The organism is Streptomyces carpinensis (assembly GCF_002154505.1).
Classification (GTDB): Bacteria; Actinomycetota; Actinomycetes; order Streptomycetales; family Streptomycetaceae; genus Streptomyces; species Streptomyces carpinensis.
Genome location: NZ_MUBM01000490.1, coordinates 1 through 17,518 on the forward strand (window position 1 = coordinate 1; position 17,518 = coordinate 17,518).

Genomic DNA, 17,518 nt, shown 5'->3' on the forward strand with positions numbered 1-17,518 from the left:
GCTGTGGGACATACGGCTGCTGCGGGGGCGGCGGGTACTGCCCCGGCTGCTGGGGGTAGGGCCCCGCCTGCTGCCCGTAGGGTCCCTGCTGCAGGTACGGCGCCGGCTGCGCGTAGCCGCCCTGCGGGTACGGCCCCTGCTGTCCGTACGGACCCGGCTGCTGCCCCGGATACATGTGTCTCCCCCGAACGTCCCCCGAACCGGCCTGCTCCGGCGTCACCGGGCCGGGAGTCTGCCACATACGGCCGGGACGCCACGAGCCCCGGCCCAGGGGTCAGGTCCCGGACCGGGGCTGCTCGTGGGGAGACTTGTCCCGGATCTGACCCTAATCGCCGGGGTGGCGTGGTGGCCGCCGATCGAACGTCCGGCCGCAACCTCGTACGAACCCTTCACAAACCGGCTCGCCCTGCGGGCACGGCGGCCACGACCTCGACCTCGATCTGCGCCTCGGGACGGAACAGCCGGGACACCTCGAAGGTCATGCTGGTGGGTGGGGTGCCGGTGAGGAACCGCTGCCGGACGGCGCCGTACTCGGCGAGCTTGTCGATGTCGGTCAGATAGGTGCGGATGCTGATGACGTCCGCCAGGATCGCGCCGTGGGCGCCGAGCAGCGCGGCGATGGCCTCGAAGACCCCGCGGCTCTGCTCGGCGAGCGTGTCGCCCTCGGCGATCTGGCCGGAGACGAACAACAGGGCGCTGCCGTCGGCCTGTTCGACGCGGGCGACCTGGGAGTAGTAGGAGTTGAGGGGCTGGGGTGCGCCGGCGGGGTTGCCGAGGGTGATCTGCATGGTGCTGCTCCTCATGCGTCGTTACTGGCTGCGGCGGTAGGGGATACGGCGGTATGGGCCCGGGTCCGGGCGGTGGTACGGAGGCGGTCGGCGGCCCGGGCGAGGTCGGCCTCGGCGAGACCGCCCTCCTCGACGGCGCACCGGTAGGCCGTCAAAACCCCTTCCACGGCAGGGAGTTCGATGGCTGCGGTGGCCAGTTCCAGGTCCTTCACCGCCAGCGCGGTGGCGAAGTGCGCGTCCTCGGCGAAGGCCCGGGCCACCGCCCCGGCGAGTGGGCCCCCGGCGAGGGCGGTGCGCGCGGTGGCCTCGTCGAGGCCGAGCGCGTGGGCGAGCCGCAGTGCCTCGGCGACGAGCGCGACCCCACTGATCACGGCCGTGTTGACGACCAGTTTGAGCGCGGCGCCGGATCCGGTCGGGCCGGTGCGGGTGACCGTGCCGAGGTGGGCCAGGACGTGCTCGACGCCGGACGGGTCGCCGCCCGCGAGGATGCCGAGCCGTCCGGCGGCGGCCCGGTCGGTGCTGCCCGTGACCGGTGCGTCGACCAGGGTCGCCCGGTCGCCGATGCGGGCGGCGAGTCGCCGTACCGCGTCCGGACCGACGGTGGACATCTCCACCCAGTGCGCCCCGGCCGGCAGTGCGGGCAGGGCGGCGTCGGCGACCGCGGCGAGGGCGGACGGACCGGCGAGCATCGTGATCACCACGTCGGCGTCCCGTACCGCGTCGGCCGGGGACGCGGCACGGACGGCGCCCTCGCCGGTCAGCGGGCCGGCCTTCGCCGGCGTACGGTTCCACACGGTCAACGGGTGACCGGCGGCGAGGAGACGCCGGGCCATGGGCGTACCCATGTGGCCCAGCCCCAGAACGGCGATCTTCTCGATCTGTCGCATGCCGTTGACGCTAGATTCGTGCGATCGATGCGACAAGCGAATGTCTAGCATGGCAACCATGCCGACAACGCATGACGGAAGTTACGACGGAGCGCGGGACGCGGCCCAGGGCGGAACGCGGCACCGAACGCATGACGTGAGCGGCGACGCCCCCGTCCCCGACCTGTCGACCGTCTGGCTGCGGGTGTTCCTGGAGGTGGCCCGGCACGGGTCGTTCACCGTGGCCGCGCGGACGCTGGGCTGGACCCAGTCAGCGGTCTCCCGGCAGGTCTCCGCACTGGAGGCGGCGCTGGGCGGGGCCCGGCTGTTCGACCGGCTGCCGCGCGGAGTGCGGCTCACGGAGGCGGGCCGGGTACTCGTCCCGCACGCCGAGGCCGTGGCGCAGTCGCTGCACGGCGCGGCGCGCGAGCTGGCGGCGCTGCGCGAGGTGGCGGGCGGACGGCTGCGGTTCGGCGCGTTCGCGACGGCCGACGCGGCGCTGGTGCCCTGGGCCCTGGCCGCCTTCCGGGCCCGGCATCCCGGGGTACGCGTGACCCGCGAGGAGGGCCTGACCCCCGCCCTGCTGGACCGGCTCACCGCCGGGCACCTGGACCTGGCGGTCGTCTCGACGACCCGGCCCGCCCCGCTGGAGGCGTACGAACTGCACCACCTGCTCGACGAGCCCCTGTACGTGGCCGTCCCCGCCGGCCATCCACTCGCCGGGCACCCCCGGCCGGTCGCACTCGGCCGACTCGCCGGCGCCGACTGGATCTCCGGCAGTCCCCGGCCCGAGGGCACCCTGCTCGACGCGGTTCTGCGCCAGGGCTTCCGCCCGCGCATCACGCACGTCGTCGCCGAGTGGACCGCCAAACAGGGCTACGTCGCCGCCGGGCTGGGCGTGACCCTGGTCCCGGCGCTCGCCGCCACGTCCGTACGGCCCGACATCACGCTGCTCCGGCTGCGGGACGAGGACGCCCCCGCCCGGGGGGTGTACGCGGCGACCGTGCGGGGACGGTCACTGTCACCGGCGGCGCAGGCGTTCATCGGCGTCCTGCGGGAGGCGGCGGTCAGCGCGGTGCCCGCGGCGACCACGGCGTCTGCGGCGCCCGTCGTGCCCGGGTGACCGTGGTGCCCTCGCGCGTGCCGTCACCGTTCGACCCGTCGCCGTTCGAGCCGTCGCCGCCCGTGCTGTCGTCGCTCTCCCCGTCCGTCGCCTCGTCCAGCAGGTCACGGGCGAGCAGGGTGGCGCCCGCGACCGCGCCCGGCATGAGGAACACGGCGACGAACGGCACCAGGAACACCAGTCCCAGCGGCGTGCCGAATCCCCAGACCAGTGTCCTGCGGGAACGCAGGAGAGCGAGGCGGGCACGCAGTTCGACGCCCCGGCGCTGGAGGGCCACGCCGGCGAGCTCCTCGGTGAGGAAGAACCCCGTGACGAAGAAGCCGATCACCGGCACGACCGTCTGGCCGACGAACGGCAGGAAACCCAGCGCGAAGAGCAGTACGCCCCACAGCGCGGCCCGGACGAGGACGCGGAGGCTGTCGCGGGCCGAGATCCACAGCTCGCGCCAGAGCGGCAGAGCCGACTGGGGCGCCGTGCCGTCCGGGGACGCGTCCCGGTCGACGTCCTCGGACAGGCTCTCGTAGAACGGCTGACCGACCAGCAGGGTGGCCGCGGTGAAGGTGACCACCGCCAGCAGCAGGCCCAGGGCGAACAGCACGGCGCTGAGGAAGCCGCGGAACAGCCCGAGCCAGGGGCCCGTCCAGCCGTCGGCGAACGGGGTGGACCAAGCGACGGCGTCCTCGCCCCAGAGCGCGAGAGCGACGAGGGCAGCGGCGTACAGGACGAGGGTGATCAGGCCGGGAAGCAGGCCGAAGCCGTACGACTTCCTGTGCCGGGCCATCCAGCGCTGGCCCTTCAGGAGATAACCGAAACCCACCCCAAGATCACGCATGGGCACACTCTGGCATGCCCCTCGGGCCGAAGCCCAGCGGCCCTTCACCCCCTGCCGAGCCGCGTCCGGCGCTGCGCCGTGCGCACCAAGACGCCCGGGCCGGCGCGAGCGGTGCGCCGGCCCGGGCGTCCGGGTGGAGGCGGAAGGCGTACCGGATTCCGCCGGCGGGGCCCTCCGCCGAGGGCTGAGCGATCAGGCCAGCGTGACCGTGATGTTGCCGCGTGTGGCCTTCGAGTACGGGCACACCTGGTGGGCCTTCTCGACCAGGCTCTTCGCGGTGGCCGCGTCGACGCCGGGGATGTCGGCCGAGATCTCGACGATGATCCCGAACCCGTCCTCGTTCTTGCCGATGCCGACCTTCGCGGTGACGGTCGAGCCGGAGATGTCGGCGCCCTCCTGGCGGGCGACGACGCCCAATGCGCCCTGGAAGCAGGCGCTGTAGCCGGCGGCGAACAGCTGCTCGGGATTGGTGCCGGTGCCGCTGCCGCCCATCTCCTTCGGCGGGTTCACGACGACGTCGATCTTGCCGTCGTCGGTGGCGACGCGGCCGTCACGGCCGCCTTCGGCGGTGGCGACGGCGGTGTACAGGACGTCGGACTGCTGGATGGGCATACGGTGCTTCCTCCTCGGTCCGCCGCGACTCGCGCCCACGATCGCAACGGTTTCGGAATGAAGTTACCGCATGTCGGAAATCCAGAGAAGACGGGTCGCCGGTGAGCCGGTGCGTCCGCCCGTCAGAGCTTGACGATCATCTTTCCGGTGTTGTCGCCGCGCAGCACGCCGAGGAAGGCCTCCAGCGTGTTCTCGACGCCCTCGACGACGGTCTCCCGGTACTTCAGCTCCCCCGAGCGGACCCAGGGGCCGACCTCCCGCACGAACTGCGGCTGCAGGTCGTAGTGGTCGCCGACGAGGAAGCCCTCGATACGGCCGCGGGTCTGGATCAGCCGGGCGAGGTTCCTCGGGCCGGGGGCGGGCTCGGTGTTGTTGTAGACGGAGATCATGCCGCAGATCGCGATGCGTCCGCCCTGGTTGAGGGAGCCGATGGCGGCCTCCAGGTGGTCGCCGCCGACGTTGTCGAAGTACACGTCGATGCCGTCGGGGGCGACCGCGCGCAGCTGCTCGCTCACCGGGCCGCTCTTGTAGTTGAAGGCGGCGTCGAAGCCGTACTCCTCGAGGAGCAGTTTCACCTTCTCGTCGGAGCCGGCGGAGCCGATCACACGTGAGGCGCCCTTGAGCCTGGCGAGCTGCCCGACCTGGCTCCCGACGGCGCCGGCCGCGCCGGACACGAACACGACGTCGCCCTCCTTGAAGGAGGCGGTGCGCAGCAGGCCCGCATAGGCGGTCAGCCCGGTCATGCCGAGCACGCCGAGGTACGTCGACAGGGGCGCGGCCTCCGGGTCGACCTTGACCGCGTGCCCCGCGTCCACGGCGGCGTACTCGCGCCAGCCGCCGAAGTGCAGGACGTGGTCGCCGACGGCGACGCCCTCGGCGTCGGAGACGACGACCCGGCCGACCGCGCCGCCCTGCATGGCCTTGTTCAGCTCGTACGGCGCCACGTACGACCGGGCGGAACTCATCCTTCCGCGCATGTACGGATCGACGGAGAGGTACTCGTTCCGTACCAGGACCTGGCCCTCGCCGGGCTGTGGAAGCGGGGCCTCCACCAGGGCGAAGTCCTCGGGCTTCGGCCAGCCGACCGGGCGGCTGAGCAGGTGCCATTCACGGCTGACGGCGGGAAGTGTGGGGGTGTCGGACACGGTGGCGCCTCTCGTCGGTGCGATGCGGTTCCCGGCGGCCGGGAACGCACGAAATACTTCAGTACCTGAAACAACGATGCTCCTGAATATTTCAGGATGTCAAGTAAGCGGGTACCCTGAACACCATGGCCACTCCACCGAAGACCCGCCGCCCCGATGCGCTGACCCTGGAGGTCGTCGAGCTCATCGGTGATGTCGTGGCCCGGTTCTACGAGGACTACGAGGACGCCGCCGGGGAGCACGCGCTGACCGGTGCCCAGGCGCGGCTGCTCAGCCTGTTGTCGCTGGAGCCGCTGCCGATGCGGAAGCTGGCGCAGAAGCTGAAGTGCGAGCCGTCGAACGTGACGGGGATCGTGGACCGGCTGGAGGCGCGGGGGCTGGTGGAACGGCGGCCCGATCCGGCCGACCGGCGGGTGAAGCTGGCGGCGGCGACGGAGGAGGGCCGGCAGGTGGCGCGGGAGCTGCGGGAGGGGCTGCGCTTCGCACGGGAACCGCTGGCCGGGTTGAGCGAGGGAGAGCGGCTGGCGCTGCGGGATCTGCTGCGGCGGATGCTGGGCGACGAGGGCGCCTGAGCGTGCGCCGCCCGGGCGCGCACGCGCATGCCCGCAGGCCGGTCTTCCGTCTGCATCAGGCCTGATCCAGACGGGAGACCCTGGGTCACGTACACCACCACAGGAATCGCTGGCACTTGTGTGTCGGCGTCGGGTCCGGGGGCGGGCTCGAGGGCGCCGGCTGGGATGTCGGGGTGACTGTCGGCCGTGGTGGCGCCGGAGCCGTGCCGGACGAGGTACCGCCCGCGCCCGCTCCGTCGCCCGCCGGCGCTGGTGCCGAGTCCCGGGGGCTGCCGGACGGGGTCTCGCCCGGTTTCGGCTTCTTCCCGTCCTTCGGGGAGGCGGACGGCGACGCCGATGCCGTGGCCGTCGCCTTGTGTGCGGTCGCGCTGCCGCCGGGCGTGCCGCCCAGGGACCGGGCCGTCTCGGACGCGCCCGGGCTCGCCGCACCCCGGTCGGCCGTCTCGCCGTCCGCCGCAGCCGGCCCCGGGCTGGAGAAGCCCGGCAGGCCCGGGGCGTCGACGCCCAGTTCGGCGATGCTCAGACCGCCCGCCGCCAGGACGAAGCCGACGCCGATCAGCAGGGCCCTGCGGCGGCGCCTGCGGTGGACCGCGGCCTTGCGGTCGCGACGGCTCGTGACGGGGCCGGGACGGCCCTCATCGGCCGTACGGCGCCCGCGCCCCCGGCCACGCCCGCGCGTGCGGGGACGGTCCGCCCGCCCCGGCGCTTCCTCGGGCTCGTCGTCGCCGGACCCCTGACCACTGTCGCTCCCGCCGCCCTCGAACTCCCCCTCGTCCTCCGGGGGTTCGGGCTGCGGCGCGTACGCCTGGAGCGCCTCGGCCGGAGTCCCGCAGCCCGGGCAGGTGAGGGCGCCGTTGAGGTGACGTCGGCACGGGTCGCAGTAGTTCATGACGCGGGAAGACTAAGTTCCGCATGGGGGGCGTTCCTAGAACTCGCCGTGAAGGTTCCGTGGGGGAACGAAAGAGCTTTCGAAATGCTTGCCGAAACCGTTACCTGTCGCCCCCATTGACACCCCCCACGGCCCATCCTTACTGTCACGCCAGCATTTCGAACGCATGACGAAATCTCGAACAGACAGCAGAGCAACACCGATCCAGAACAGCCACCTCGAAACAGCTGAGAGGCAACCGCCGTGCGCATCACCGGAATCAGCACACACGTGGTCGGGACGCCGTGGCGCAACCTGACGTACGTCCAGGTGCACACCGACGAGGGGATCACGGGAGTCGGCGAGACCCGGATGCTGGGTCACACCGACGCGCTGATCGGCTACCTGCGGGAGGCCGAGACCAATCACATTCTCGGATCCGACCCGTTCGCTGTCGAGGACCTGGTTCGCCGGATGAAGTACGGCGACTACGGCCGCGCGGGCGAGATCGTCATGTCGGGCATCGCGGTCGTGGAGATGGCCTGCTGGGACATCAAGGGCAAGGCCCTCGGCGTGCCGGTGTGGCAGCTGCTCGGCGGCAAGGTGACGGACAAGGTCAAGGCCTACGCCAACGGCTGGTACACCACCGAGCGCACGCCCGAGGCCTACCACAAGGCCGCGCGGGGGGTCATGGAGCGCGGGTACCGGGCGCTCAAGATCGACCCGTTCGGCACCGGGCACTTCGAACTCGACCACGAGCAGACCCTGTACGCGGTCTCGCTGATCGAGGCCGTGCGCGACGCCATCGGGCCCGAGGCCGAGCTGATGCTGGAGATGCACGGCCGCTTCTCCCCCGCCACCGCCGTGCGGCTGGCCAGGGAGATGGCCCCCTTCAAGCCGGCCTGGCTGGAGGAGCCGGTGCCGCCGGAGAACCTGAAGGCGCTGGAGAAGGTCGCCGCCAAGGTCGACATCCCGGTCGCCACCGGCGAGCGCATCCACGACCGGATCGAGTTCCGCGAGCTGTTCGAGAACCAGGCCGTCGACATCCTCCAGCCGGACGTCGGCCACATCGGCGGCATCTGGGAGACCCGCAAGCTGGCCGCGACCGCCGAGACGCACTACATGCTGGTGGCCCCGCACAACGTCGGCGGGTCCGTGCTGACCGCCGCGTCCCTCCAGGTCGGATTCACCTCCCCCAACTTCAAGATCCTCGAGCACTTCAACGACTTCGCGGACGCGGAGATCAAGAAGGTGGTCAAGGGCGCCCCGCAGGTGAACCCGGAGGACGGCTGCTTCCACCTCTCCGACGCCCCCGGTCTCGGGGTGGAGCTGGACACCGACGCCGCCGCCGAGTTCCCGCAGCAGCAGGCCCGGTTCGACCTGTGGGCCGAGGGCTGGGAGCAGCGCAAGCCCAAGGGCACGAAGTGAGCACCGCCGTCGTCGTGGAGGCGCCGGGCGTGCACCGGCTCACCGAGCACACCCCGCGCGAGCCGGGCCCGGGCGAGGCCCTGATCGCCGTGCACGCCGTGGGCATCTGCGGCAGCGACCGCGAGGTGTACCAGGGCAACCGGCCCGAGGGGTACGTTCGTTACCCGCTCACGCCCGGACACGAGTGGTCCGGCACCGTGCGGGCGGTCGGCGCCGGGGTGCCCGGGGACCTGTCGGGCCGCAAGGTGGTCGGCGAGGGCTTCCGCAACTGCCAGGTCTGCGACCACTGCCACGCGGGCGAGACCACCCTGTGCGGCGCGGGATACGAGGAGACCGGCTTCACCCAGCCGGGCGCGATGGCCACCACCCTGACGCTGCCGGCCCGGCTGCTGCACGTCCTGCCGGAGGACGCCGACCTCACCGCCGCCGCACTGCTGGAGCCGGCCGCCTGCATCGCCGCCGCCGCGCTGAAGGCGAACGCCCGGCCGGCTGAACGGGTCGCGGTGGTCGGCACCGGGACGCTCGGGATGTTCGCCGTGCAGTTCCTGCGGGCCGTCTGCCCGGCCGAGCTGCTGGTGGTCGGTACGCGCAGGGACCGGGAGGCGCTGTCCCGGCGGTTCGGCGCCACGGACTTCCGCACCAAGGACGAGGACCTGCCGGGCGGCTTCGACGTGGTCATCGAGACCGCCGGGTCCGCGGACGCGGCCCGTAACGCCGCCGCGCTGCTCGGGCGGGGCGGACGGCTGGTGCTGACGGGCATCCCGGCGCCGGGCGCCGCGGGGCTCGACCCGACCGACCTGGTGGTACGGCAACTGGAGGTGCACACCGCCTTCGGGGCTCCGCCCAGCGCCTGGGCGCACACGGTGCGGGTGTTCGCGGCCGGGCTGCTCGATCCGCTGCCGCTCGTCACCCACGAACTCCCGCTCACCGAGTTCTCGCAGGCCATCGAGCTGGTCGGGGCAGGCGATCCCAAGGTCGGCAAGGTCCTGCTCCGCCCCTGAACGTGCGCCGGTCACGGTGCGACCTGACGCCCGCGAGTGAGCCGTAGGGGCGCGCCGGTGCCGGGAGGCCGAACACACGGAGGCCCGAAGGGCTGAGCGTGATCGGTCTGTCGACACCGGCTGAAGCGCCCTGCAGGCGAACGAGCGATCAAGCACCGTGACCGGCGCACCCCAGCCTTTCCCGGCCCTCGACCCGACCGCTTCCGCGCCGTACGTCGCGGCCCACGTCCGAACCGATCCCTTTTTCACACCCCGAGCGACGAACTTTGTTCGACATAGCGAACGAGCGGCTCGGCGAACCCGAAGGAAAGCTTGTGACCGACGCTTCCGCCACGGCAGCCCGCAGGCCCGGTGAGCAGGTGCTCGCCGCGCTCGGCATGGGCGGCCCCGCACTCGACCCCGCCGACGCCTCGCCGCACACGTTCCCCGGCGGTGGCCGCTGGCGCACCGAGATCCCCTCGTGCGAGGGCCCTGAGGCGCTGGCGGTGGTGTTGAAGGAGTCCGCGCGGCTCGACGTCCCGATCCACCGGATCAGCCAGGGCAGCGGCGTGTGGATGCTCACCGACGCCGAGATCACCGAGATGGTCGAGGCGACCGCCGAACGCGACATCGAGCTCTGCCTGTTCACCGGTCCCCGGGGCACCTGGGACACGGGCGCCTCGGTGCGCTCCGACTCGCGCGGCGCCGGGCTGCGCGCCCGCGGTCACGACGCGGTCGCGGGCTGCGTCGAAGACGCCGCCCGGGCAACGGAGTTGGGCGTCAAGTGCCTGCTGGTCGCCGACGAGGGCGTGCTGTGGACGCTGCACCGGGCGCGCGCGGCCGGCATCCTTCCGGCCGACACCACGCTCAAGGTCTCCGCGCTGATCGGCCCGGTGAACCCGGCCTCCTACGCGGTCTACGAGCGCCTGGGCGCCGACTCCGTCAACGTGCCCAGCGACCTGACGCTCGATCACCTCACCGAGATCCGGCGGGCGTCGGCCGCCCCGATGGACATGTACATCGAGGCGCCCGACGACCTGGGCGGCTACGTGCGGATGTACGAGGTGGCCGAGCTGATCCGGCGCGGGGCGCCGCTGTATCTGAAATTCGGCCTGTCCAAGGCGCCCGGGATCTACCCGTACGGGCACCATCTGCGCGAGCTGACCCTGGCCACCGCCCGGGAGCGGGTGCGCCGCGGCCGGCTCGCGCTGGATCTGCTCGAACGCCACGGCGCCGCCGGTGACATGGCGCCGCTCGGCTCCCGACTGCCGGGCGCGCTGCGCCGGTTCGAAACACCGGCATAACGTTCCGGAAAATCAGCTTCACAGAACACCACACAGCCGCGCACAATCCCACACAACCGTTCCCGGTCCACCAGTGCTCCGCCCCACCACTCCCGGCACCACCGAGGACCATCCCGAGCACCGCCCCCGCGCAGCGCCTCCGTACGGCCCTCGCACCACCGGACCGACCCCGCCACACACCAAGGATGATGACCATGCGCAACCGCAGAGCCGCACTCGCCGCGATGGCCACAGCCGCCTCCCTCGCCCTGACCCTCTCCGCCTGCGGTCAGAACAGCGACGGCGGCAGCAAGGAGAAGTCGGGCGACACCAAGGGCGCCACCATCGGCATCGCGATGCCGACCAAGTCCTCCGAGCGCTGGATCGCCGACGGCAACAACGTCGTGAAGAACCTCAAGTCCAAGGGCTACAAGACCAAGCTGGTCTTCGGCGAGGACGACCCGGACACGCAGGTCTCCCAGATCGAGAACCTGATCACGCAGGGCGTCAAGGGCCTGATCATCGCGGCCATCGACAACAAGTCCCTGAACAACGTGCTCCAGGAGGCGGCGGACGCCAACATCCCGGTCATCGCCTACGACCGCCTGATCCTCGGCACCAAGAACGTCGACTACTACGCCTCCTTCGACAACACCAAGGTCGGCGAGCTCCAGGCCGGCTACATCGTCGACAAGCTCGGTCTGAAGGACGGCAAGGGCCCCTTCAACATCGAGCTGTTCGCCGGCTCCAACGACGACAACAACACCAAGTACTTCTTCAACGGCGCGATGACCGTGTTCAAGCCGTACATCGACAGCAAGAAGCTGGTGGTCAAGTCCGGCCAGACGCAGCTCAACCAGGTCACCACCCTGCGCTGGGACGGCGCCACCGCCCAGCGGCGCATGGACGACATCCTCACCTCGTCCTACAAGACCGGCCGGGTCGACGCGGTGCTCTCCCCCTACGACGGCATATCCATCGGTGTGCTGTCTGCGCTGAAGTCGGACGGCTACGGCTCCAAGAGCAAGCCGCTGCCGGTCATCACCGGTCAGGACGCCGAGCTCGCCTCGGTGAAGTCGATCATCGCGGGCCAGCAGACGCAGACCGTCTACAAGGACACCCGCAAGCTCGCCGACGTCGCCTCGACCATGGTGGACGACGTCCTCAAGGGCAAGAAGCCGCAGGTCAACGACACCAAGACATACGACAACGGCACCAAGGTCGTGCCCTCCTACCTGCTCCAGCCGGTGAGCGTCGACAAGAGCAACTACGAGGACGTCCTGGTCAAGGGCGGCTACTACACCGACGCCGAGCTCAAGTAGGGACCGGGCAACCGCCGCATCCACCGAACCGACCGACTGGAAGGCACGACCATGGCGGGACCCGTCCTGGAAATGCGCTCGATCGTCAAGACCTTTCCCGGTGTCAAAGCGCTCTCGGACGTCACGCTGACCGTCCGCCAGGGCGAGGTCCACGCCATCTGCGGGGAGAACGGCGCCGGCAAGTCCACCCTGATGAAGGTGCTCTCCGGCGTCCATCCGCACGGCACCTACGAGGGCGAGATCCTCTTCGAGGAGGAGGTCTGCCACTTCAAGGACATCCGGGCGAGCGAGCAGCGCGGCATCGTCATCATCCACCAGGAGCTGGCACTGGTGCCGTTCCTGTCCATCGCCGAGAACATCTTCCTCGGCAACGAACACGCCCGGCGCGGCTTCATCAACTGGAACGACACGCTCAAGCACGCCACCGAACTGCTGCGCCGCGTCGGCCTGGACGAGCACCCGGAGACCCGGGTCGCCGACATCGGTGTCGGCAAGCAGCAGCTGGTGGAGATCGCCAAGGCGCTGTCGAAGTCCGTGAAGCTGCTCATCCTGGACGAGCCGACGGCCGCCCTCAACGACGAGGACAGCGGCAAACTCCTCGACCTCATTCTGGAGTTGAAGAAGCAGGGCATCACCTCGATCATCATCTCCCACAAGCTGAACGAGATCCGCAGGGTCGCCGACTCGGTGACGATCCTGCGCGACGGCCGCACCATCGAGACGCTCGACGTGAAGGCGGCCGAGACCACCGAGGAGCGGATCATCGCCGGCATGGTCGGCCGGGACCTCGACCACCGCTTCCCCGAGCGCACCCCGCACCAGCCCGAGGAGGGCGCGGCCCCGGCGCTGGAGATCCGGGGCTGGACCGTGCTCCACCCGATCGACCAGCAGCGCAAGGTGGTCGACGACGTGTCGATCGAGGTACGGCGCGGGGAGATCGTCGGCATCGCGGGCCTGATGGGCGCGGGCCGTACGGAACTGGCCATGAACGTCTTCGGCCGCACCTACGGCCGGTACGCCTCCGGCACGGTCCTCAAGGACGGCAAGGAGATCCGCACCAAGACCGTCGCCGAGGCGGTCGGGCACGGCATCGCCTACGTCACCGAGGACCGCAAGCACTACGGCCTGAACCTCATCGACACCATCAACCGCAACATCTCGCTGTCCGCCCTGGGGAAGGTCGCCCGGCGGGGCGTGGTGGACGAGCACGAGGAGCGGCAGGTCGCCGAGGGCTTCAGGAAGTCCATGAACATCAAGGCGCCGACCGTGTTCGAGCCGGTGGGCAAGTTGTCGGGCGGCAACCAGCAGAAGGTCGTGCTCAGCAAGTGGATCTTCGCCGGTCCGGACGTGCTGATCCTGGACGAGCCCACGCGCGGCATCGACGTGGGAGCCAAGTACGAGATCTACACGGTCATCGACCAGCTGGCCGCGCAGGGCAAGGCGGTCGTCTTCATCTCCTCCGAGCTGCCGGAGCTGCTCGGCATGTGCGACCGCATCTACACGATGGCCGCGGGACGGCTGACCGGTGAGGTGCCGCGGGCCGAGGCCACCCAGGAAGTGCTGATGCGTCATATGACGAAGGACAAAGAGGTAACGCGATGAGCACGGATGTGACCGCCAAGACCCCGGCCCCCGCGCCGCCGGGCGGCAGCGGAGCGGCCACCGGGGGCGGCCTGCTCCAGCTGATGCTGAACGGGCTGCGCCGCAACATGCGCCAGTACGGCATGCTGATCGCGCTGGGTCTGATCGTCGTCCTCTTCGAGATCTGGACCGGCGGTGACCTGCTGCTGCCGCGCAACGTCTCCAACCTGGTGCTGCAGAACAGCTACATCCTGATCCTCGCGATCGGCATGATGCTGGTGATCATCGCGGGCCACATCGACCTGTCGGTCGGCTCGCTGACCGCCTTCGTCGGCGCGACCGCGGCCGTCCTCACCGTCAACCACCACATGGCGTGGCCGCTCGCGGTGGTGCTGTGCCTGCTGGTGGGCGCGGTGGCCGGCTCGCTGCAGGGGTTCATGATCGCGTATCTGGGGATACCGTCGTTCATCGTCACCCTCGCCGGGATGCTGCTCTTCCGCGGCCTGACGGAGATCCTGCTCAAGGGACAGACCCTCGGCCCGTTCCCGGACGGTCTGCAGAAGGCCGGCAACGGCTTCCTGCCCGAGGTCGGCCCGAACACCAACTACCACAACCTCACCCTGCTCCTCGGCATCGTCCTGATCGCCTCCGTGGTGTGGCAGGAGGTGCGCGACCGGCGCCGGCAGCAGGAGTTCGCGCTCGACGTGCTGCCCACGAAGATGTTCGTGCTCAAGCTCGTCGCCCTGGTCGCCGCGGTCCTCGTGGTCACGCTGCTGCTGGCCAGCTACAAGGGCGCGCCGATCGTGCTGATCATCCTCGGCGTCCTGGTGGTCGGCTACGGCTATGTGATGCGCAACGCCGTCTTCGGCCGTCACATCTACGCGATCGGCGGCAACCTGCCGGCCGCGAAGCTGTCCGGTGTCAAGGACAAGCGGGTCACCTTCCAGGTGTTCCTGAATATGGGCGTGCTCGCGGCCCTGGCGGGTCTGGTGGTCGCCGCCCGCCTGAACGCGGCCTCGCCGAAGGCGGGCGTCAACTACGAGCTCGAGGCGATCGCCTCGTCGTTCATCGGTGGCGCCTCCATGAGCGGCGGTGTGGGCACCGTACTCGGCGCGATCATCGGCGGCCTCGTCCTCGGCGTGCTGAACAACGGCATGAACCTCCTCAGCGTCGGCACCGACTGGCAGCAGGTCATCAAGGGTCTGGCCCTGCTCGCGGCGGTCGGGTTCGACGTGTGGAACAAGCGCAAGTCCGGTTCGTAAGTCAGCTCGGGCCCCGCCGCCAGGCGGGGCCCGTCCTCATATGGGAGCCATACATGGAACTGAGCAGACGAACGGTCATCGCGGGAGCAGCGGCGGCGGGGGTCGCCGCGGCCACGCTGGGCGGCACGGCGAACGCCGCCGGCAACGGCAACTCCGGGAGCGGCAAGCCGGTGAAGGAACTCTTCGGCAGGCTCGCCGACGGCACGAAGGTCTACCGCTGGTCGCTGGCGAACGGCGGCACCCGGCTGAAGGTCCTCTCCTACGGCGGCATCGTCCAGTCGCTGGAGATACCGGACCGCAACGGCCGGTACGTCAACGTCTCCCTGGGCTACGACAACCTGGAGGCGTACGTCAAGGGCACCACCTTCTTCGGTGCCACCATCGGCCGGTACGGCAACCGCATCGCCAAGGGCCGCTTCACCCTGGACGGCCAGACCTACCAGCTCTCCGTCAACGACGGCGAGAACAGCCTGCACGGCGGCGCCCAGGGCTTCAACACGAAGGTGTGGGACATCGAGCCCTTCACCTCGGGCTCGGACGTCGGCCTGCGCATGTACTACACGAGCGTCGACGGCGAGATGGGCTACCCCGGCACCCTCAGGGCGAAGGTGACGTACACGCTCACCCGGCAGGGCGACTGGCGCATCGACTACGAGGCCACCACCGACAAGGCGACGGTCGTCAACCTCACCAACCACACGTACTACAACCTGGCGGGCGAGGGCAGCGGCACCATCTACGACCACGAGCTGTGGCTTGCCGCCGGACGGTACACCCCCACCGACTCGGGGCTGATCCCCACCGGCGAGCTGGCCAGGGTGGCGGGCACCCCCTTCGACTTCACCCGGGGCAAGCCGATCGGCCGGGACATCCGCGTCGGCCACCCTCAGCTGGTCACCGCCAAGGGCTTCGACCACAACTTCGTCCTCGACAAGGGCGTGACCGCGGCGCCGGTGCACGTCGTCACCCTGCGCGACCCGGAGTCCGGCCGCACGCTGAAGATCTCCACCGACCAGCCCGGCGTGCAGTTCTACTCCGGCAACTTCCTCGACGGCACCCTGGTCGGCCCCGCCGGCCACACCTACCGCCAGGGCGACGGCCTGGCCCTGGAGACCCAGCACTTCCCGGACTCCCCGAACCACGTCGGCTTCCCGTCGACCGTGCTGCGACCGGGCCAGACCTACCGGTCGACGACCGTCCACTCCTTCGGCGTGTGACCACCGGCAAGTCCCCTGTACACCACGTCGGTTGAACGGCACCACCCGGACCGCCGTATGTAAGGGCGGCCCGTGCTCCCCCGCACGGGCCGCCCACAGACGGAGGTTCCCTTGGCCGGCGACGTCACCTCGCTCTTCCGCGGCGCGCCGGCGCACAGCCCCTCGATGGCGGCGCTGACGCGGGCGGGCGGCGACGGGGAGGGCGGCCCGGTCGACTTCTGCATCCCGTGCAACCCGTACTTCCCCACACCCGCCATGTTCCAGGAGATGGCGGCCGGGCTGCGCGAGATCATGACGTACTACCCGAGCAGCGCCGAGACGATCACAGCCGAACTGTGCGACCTGCTCCGGCTCCCCCCGCAGTGCGTGGCCATGGGCAACGGCTCCACCGAGCTCATCACCTGGATCGACCACCTCCTGGTCCGTGAGTCCCTCGCCGTCCCCGTCCCCACCTTCGGCCGCTGGACCGACCAGCCCATGGAGACCGGCAAGCGGGTCGACATGTTCCCGCTCCAGGAGGCCGGCGGCTTCGCCCTGGACCTGGGGCAGTACGCCGAGTTCATCCGCAGGCGCGGCACCCGGGTGGCGGTCGTCTGCAACCCCAACAACCCCAACGGCGGCTTCCTGCACCGGCAGGCGCTCGTGCAGTTCATGGACGCCATGGCGGACCTGGACCTGGTGGTGGTGGACGAGTCCTTCCTGGAGTTCGCCGACGCCGAGGCCGAGCCGAGCGTGGTCCAGGAGGCGATGCTGCGCCCCAACGTGGTCGTCCTGCGCAGCCTCGGCAAGAACTTCGGGCTGCACGGCGTCCGCTTCGGCTATCTGGTGGCCAACCCGGCCCTGGCCGGCCGCGTCCGCGCCATGCTGCCCAAGTGGAACCTCAACTCCTTCGCCGAGCACGTCGTCTTCATGCTGAAGGAGCACAGCGCGGAGTACCACCAGAGTCTTCGTCAGGTGCGCCGCGACCGCCTGGAGATGGCCGGTCACCTCTCCACGCTGCCCGGCCTGACGGTCTATCCGTCCCAGGGCAACTTCCTCTTCGTACGCCTCCCCCTGGGCGCCGAAGGGACGGTGGTCCGCGACCGGCTGCTCACCGAGCACCGGATCCTGGTCCGCGGGTGCGGCAACAAGATCGGTTCCTCCAGCCGCTTCCTGCGACTCGTGGTGCGCCCCGAGGTGGATGTGCGTCGCCTGGTGTCCGCCCTGGAACAGGTGCTCTACGGAACCAGGAGGGGAGCCGCCGTACCCGAGCCGGCCACGGGGACCGGCTACAGCTCGGGTACGGCGGCGGTGGACCGGCTGATGAACGAGACCAACGGGTCCGGTGCGCGGCTCGCCGCTCAGGCCGCCGCCGACCCCGTCCAGGGGCTCCCCGCCGCCCCGGCCGCCGGCACCGGCATGCCGCTCCCCGCCGCCGCGCCCACGGCGCGGCACAGCGGCGGGATGCCGATGCCGGCGGCAGCCCAGCCCACGCCGGCGCAGCAGCCGGTGCCGGCACCGATGCCCATGCCGACTCCCTTCCCCGCACCGGCACCGATGCCCGCGCCCGTGCCCGTCCCCGGGCCGGTACCCATCCCCGCCGCCATGCCCGTCCCCGCCCCGACCCCGGTTCCGGCCGCCGCGGCGCTCGGTTCGACCC

The 17,518-nt window shown here is 70.8% G+C and carries 16 protein-coding genes; 10 read left to right on the plus strand and 6 right to left on the minus strand.

Annotation, left to right across the window (positions count from 1 at the left end):
* Window positions 1-389: 389 nt before the first annotated feature.
* Window positions 390-788, minus strand: coding sequence for a RidA family protein (locus BZY54_RS44325; RefSeq protein WP_086731023.1), 399 nt, complete (start codon window positions 786-788; stop codon window positions 390-392).
* Window positions 789-799: 11 nt separating this feature from the next.
* Window positions 800-1,675 (minus strand): NAD(P)-dependent oxidoreductase, encoded by an 876-nt coding sequence (locus BZY54_RS44330; RefSeq protein ID WP_208640957.1) that lies wholly within the window; start codon window positions 1,673-1,675, stop codon window positions 800-802.
* Window positions 1,676-1,838: 163 nt separating this feature from the next.
* Between BZY54_RS44330 and BZY54_RS44335 the strand changes: the two genes are divergently transcribed.
* Entirely contained in the window at window positions 1,839-2,777 is a 939-nt protein-coding gene (locus BZY54_RS44335; RefSeq protein ID WP_086731036.1) for a LysR family transcriptional regulator, read from the plus strand.
* Here BZY54_RS44335 and BZY54_RS44340 read toward each other — a convergent pair.
* The 3 genes from BZY54_RS44340 to BZY54_RS44350 form a co-directional block, all read right to left on the minus strand.
* On the minus strand, window positions 2,722-3,609 hold the full coding sequence (locus BZY54_RS44340; RefSeq protein WP_244217631.1) for an EI24 domain-containing protein: 888 nt from the start codon (window positions 3,607-3,609) through the stop codon (window positions 2,722-2,724). The genes BZY54_RS44335 and BZY54_RS44340 overlap by 56 nt on opposite strands.
* Window positions 3,610-3,801: 192 nt before the next feature.
* Entirely contained in the window at window positions 3,802-4,221 is a 420-nt protein-coding gene (locus tag BZY54_RS44345; RefSeq protein WP_086731024.1) for an organic hydroperoxide resistance protein, read from the minus strand.
* A gap of 122 nt (window positions 4,222-4,343) precedes the next feature.
* Entirely contained in the window at window positions 4,344-5,366 is a 1,023-nt protein-coding gene (locus BZY54_RS44350; RefSeq protein WP_086731025.1) for an NADP-dependent oxidoreductase, read from the minus strand.
* Between the two features lie 125 nt (window positions 5,367-5,491).
* On the opposite strand from BZY54_RS44350, the gene BZY54_RS44355 reads away from it, so the two are divergent.
* A complete protein-coding gene (locus BZY54_RS44355; protein ID WP_086731026.1) occupies window positions 5,492-5,938 on the plus strand; it encodes a MarR family winged helix-turn-helix transcriptional regulator in 447 nt (148 codons plus the stop codon).
* Between the two features lie 85 nt (window positions 5,939-6,023).
* On the opposite strand, the gene BZY54_RS51330 is transcribed toward BZY54_RS44355, so the two are convergent.
* A complete protein-coding gene (locus BZY54_RS51330) occupies window positions 6,024-6,827 on the minus strand; it encodes an SCO2400 family protein (RefSeq protein WP_158104007.1) in 804 nt (267 codons plus the stop codon).
* 243 nt (window positions 6,828-7,070) lie between these two features.
* On the opposite strand from BZY54_RS51330, the gene BZY54_RS44365 reads away from it, so the two are divergent.
* From BZY54_RS44365 to BZY54_RS44400, 8 genes are all read left to right on the plus strand, one after another.
* Window positions 7,071-8,234, plus strand: a complete 1,164-nt coding sequence (locus BZY54_RS44365; protein ID WP_086731028.1) for a mandelate racemase/muconate lactonizing enzyme family protein — start codon at window positions 7,071-7,073, stop codon at window positions 8,232-8,234.
* Window positions 8,231-9,235 (plus strand): zinc-dependent alcohol dehydrogenase, encoded by a 1,005-nt coding sequence (locus BZY54_RS44370; RefSeq protein WP_086731029.1) that lies wholly within the window; start codon window positions 8,231-8,233, stop codon window positions 9,233-9,235. Before BZY54_RS44365 ends, BZY54_RS44370 begins: the two co-directional genes overlap by 4 nt.
* 314 nt (window positions 9,236-9,549) lie before the next feature.
* Entirely contained in the window at window positions 9,550-10,518 is a 969-nt protein-coding gene (locus BZY54_RS44375) for a hypothetical protein (protein ID WP_086731030.1), read from the plus strand.
* Window positions 10,519-10,712: 194 nt separating this feature from the next.
* Window positions 10,713-11,819 (plus strand): multiple monosaccharide ABC transporter substrate-binding protein, encoded by a 1,107-nt coding sequence (gene chvE, locus BZY54_RS44380; RefSeq protein ID WP_086731037.1) that lies wholly within the window; start codon window positions 10,713-10,715, stop codon window positions 11,817-11,819.
* 51 nt (window positions 11,820-11,870) lie between these two features.
* Entirely contained in the window at window positions 11,871-13,421 is a 1,551-nt protein-coding gene (gene mmsA / locus BZY54_RS44385; RefSeq protein ID WP_086731031.1) for a multiple monosaccharide ABC transporter ATP-binding protein, read from the plus strand.
* Complete coding sequence (gene mmsB / locus BZY54_RS44390) at window positions 13,418-14,662, plus strand: multiple monosaccharide ABC transporter permease (protein WP_086731032.1); 1,245 nt, start codon at window positions 13,418-13,420, stop codon at window positions 14,660-14,662. The genes mmsA and mmsB overlap by 4 nt, the downstream gene beginning before the upstream one ends.
* 53 nt (window positions 14,663-14,715) lie before the next feature.
* Complete coding sequence (locus tag BZY54_RS44395; protein ID WP_086731033.1) at window positions 14,716-15,879, plus strand: aldose epimerase family protein; 1,164 nt, start codon at window positions 14,716-14,718, stop codon at window positions 15,877-15,879.
* Between the two features lie 111 nt (window positions 15,880-15,990).
* Window positions 15,991-17,518, plus strand: a 1,528-nt coding sequence (locus BZY54_RS44400) for a pyridoxal phosphate-dependent aminotransferase (protein ID WP_086731034.1), incomplete at its 3' end; no start/stop codon positions are given.

Excerpts from the sequence above, each read along its gene's own strand:
- BZY54_RS44325 (WP_086731023.1), bottom strand. The coding sequence starts at position 788 with ATGCAGATCACCCTCGGCAACCCCGCCGGCGCACCCCAGCCCCTCAAC.
- BZY54_RS44395 (WP_086731033.1), top strand. The coding sequence starts at position 14,716 with ATGGAACTGAGCAGACGAACGGTCATCGCGGGAGCAGCGGCGGCGGGG.
- chvE (WP_086731037.1), top strand. The coding sequence starts at position 10,713 with ATGCGCAACCGCAGAGCCGCACTCGCCGCGATGGCCACAGCCGCCTCC.
- BZY54_RS44340 (WP_244217631.1), bottom strand. The coding sequence starts at position 3,609 with ATGCGTGATCTTGGGGTGGGTTTCGGTTATCTCCTGAAGGGCCAGCGC.
- BZY54_RS44330 (WP_208640957.1), bottom strand. The coding sequence starts at position 1,675 with ATGCGACAGATCGAGAAGATCGCCGTTCTGGGGCTGGGCCACATGGGT.
- BZY54_RS51330 (WP_158104007.1), bottom strand. The coding sequence starts at position 6,827 with ATGAACTACTGCGACCCGTGCCGACGTCACCTCAACGGCGCCCTCACC.
- mmsB (WP_086731032.1), top strand. The coding sequence starts at position 13,418 with ATGAGCACGGATGTGACCGCCAAGACCCCGGCCCCCGCGCCGCCGGGC.
- BZY54_RS44355 (WP_086731026.1), top strand. The coding sequence starts at position 5,492 with ATGGCCACTCCACCGAAGACCCGCCGCCCCGATGCGCTGACCCTGGAG.
- mmsA (WP_086731031.1), top strand. The coding sequence starts at position 11,871 with ATGGCGGGACCCGTCCTGGAAATGCGCTCGATCGTCAAGACCTTTCCC.
- BZY54_RS44345 (WP_086731024.1), bottom strand. The coding sequence starts at position 4,221 with ATGCCCATCCAGCAGTCCGACGTCCTGTACACCGCCGTCGCCACCGCC.